Annotated in this window: 2 protein-coding genes; one reads left to right on the top strand and one right to left on the bottom strand. The window is 74.2% G+C overall.

Annotation, left to right across the window (positions count from 1 at the left end; all coding sequences use genetic code 11):
- Positions 1 to 125 precede the first annotated feature (125 nt).
- Positions 126 to 713: an Rv1733c family protein gene (locus ACTUAL_RS16905; protein WP_440900939.1), complete on the bottom strand. Its 588-nt coding sequence runs from the start codon at positions 711 to 713 to the stop codon at positions 126 to 128.
- Between the two features lie 231 nt (positions 714 to 944).
- Here ACTUAL_RS16905 and ACTUAL_RS16910 point away from each other — a divergent pair.
- On the top strand, positions 945 to 1774 hold an 830-nt coding region (locus ACTUAL_RS16910; RefSeq protein WP_440900940.1), incomplete at its 3' end, for an Acg family FMN-binding oxidoreductase.

Here is a 1774-nt window from a genome sequence, read left to right on the forward strand (position 1 = left end):
CTCCTCGGTTACGGGGCTGGTTGGTTCTTGTTGGGGTGCAACGATTTTGTGGGGCGCCCCGGTGTGGTGGGGCGCCCCGGTGTGGTGGGGCGCCCCGGTTTGGTGGGACGCGGTGGAGCGGAGCCTCACGCGCGGCTGGTCCAGACCGGTTCGACGCGGGCCCACTCGCGTTCGAGGTTGGTGGCGCGCAAGCGGTTCAGGAAGGCGCGGAACACCATGCAGGCCAGGACGATCACGCCGGAGAAGGCGGCCCACAGGCCGAGTGCGACGGTGACGCCCGCGATGAGCGCGCCGTCGGACTGGGGCGGGGGCGGGACGAGGCCGCCCAGGTCGTCCACCCAGACCTCGATCTCGGCGCCCGCCGGGCTGCCGTTCGGGGCGCCGACCAGGCCGGTGCGGGTGGCGCCCGCGGGGGTGGTCCACTCGGCGCGGGCCTCGACGTTCTCGAAACCGGTGGTGCCCGCGACGATCGGCGCGTCCTCGGTGAGGGTGGCGGTCACGGGGTGCTTCTCGGCGACGTCGGTGGCGATGAAGTCCGCGCGCATCGAGTGCACCTCGGAACCGATCGCGGCGGCGACGGGGAGAGCGAGCAGCACGAGCAGCACGGCGATCGCGATCACCACGCGTTCGAGCAGGTCTCCGGGGCGCGCCAGTGAATTGCGGCCCCCGGCGGCGGTGTCCCCGCGGACCTCCCGCTCCGACCCCTCGTCCATCAGACTCGGCCTCCCCACGCGGTTCTCTCCAGTGCACCACCAGCGTCGTTCCTCGCGGGCGCGCGCCACAGGGCCGTTGGTGCCCGGCCCGGAAGGGACCTCCGCCCCTGTGTGGGGGGTGCGTCCGAATGCCAGCGTCGACAGTGGGGATCTGGAGGGGATGTGGAGGGGATGTGGAGGTGGGGCGCGATGAACCGGGGCCAACCCGACGCGGCGACAGTGCGAGCCGCGGTGACCTTGGCCTGCCGCGCGCCGTCGGTGCACAACACGCAGCCGTGGCGGTGGCGGGTGGGCGCGCGCAGCGTGCAGCTGCACGCCGACACCGGACGGCGGCTGCCCGGCGTCGACCCCGACGGCGCTGATCTGCTGCTCAGCTGCGGGGCCGCGCTGCACCACCTGAGGGTGGCGCTGGCGGCCGTCGGCTGGCGGGCGCTGGTGCGCAGGCTGCCCAGCCCGGACGACCCGCAGCACCTGGCGACGGTGGAGTTCGCGCGGCACGTGCCGACGGCTGCGGAGATCAGGATGGCGACGGCGCTGCGGAGGCGGCGGACCGATCGGCGGGACTACTCGAACTGGGCGGCGCCCGAGGCGGCGCTGGAGCGGTTGGAGCGGATCGCGGAGGCGGAGGGGGTGGTGGCACGGGTCGCCGGACCCGCCCACCTGGTGCCCGCGATCTCGGTGGCGGCGGCTGTGCAGTCGGCGGATCCGGTGTACCGGTTGGAGTTGCGGAACGGGACCGGGCGGGGTGGCGGGAGTCCGGACGGGGTTCCTGCGGCGAGCGTGCCCGCGGCCGGGTCGGGGCGGGGGGTGGTGCGGATGCGGGAGTTCCCGGTTGGGGAGTTGGCGCAGCCGCCTGGGGCTGGGGCTGAGCGGGATGAGGCCGCGTTGCTGGTGCTGGGGACGATCCGGGATGACCCGCTCGGGCGCCTGCGGTCGGGTGAGGCGATGAGTGCGGTGTTGTTGGCGGCCACGGCGGCGGGGATGGCCACGTGCCCGTTGACGCAGCCGCTGGAGGTTGACGAAACCCGGTATGAGGTGGGGCGGGCGGTGTTTGGGGGGGA

Source organism: Actinosynnema sp. (assembly GCF_052038725.1).

What these genes read in the sequence shown, in the direction of transcription:
- ACTUAL_RS16905 (WP_440900939.1), bottom strand. Translation starts at nt 713, where the DNA reads ATGGACGAGGGGTCGGAGCGGGAGGTCCGCGGGGACACCGCCGCCGGG.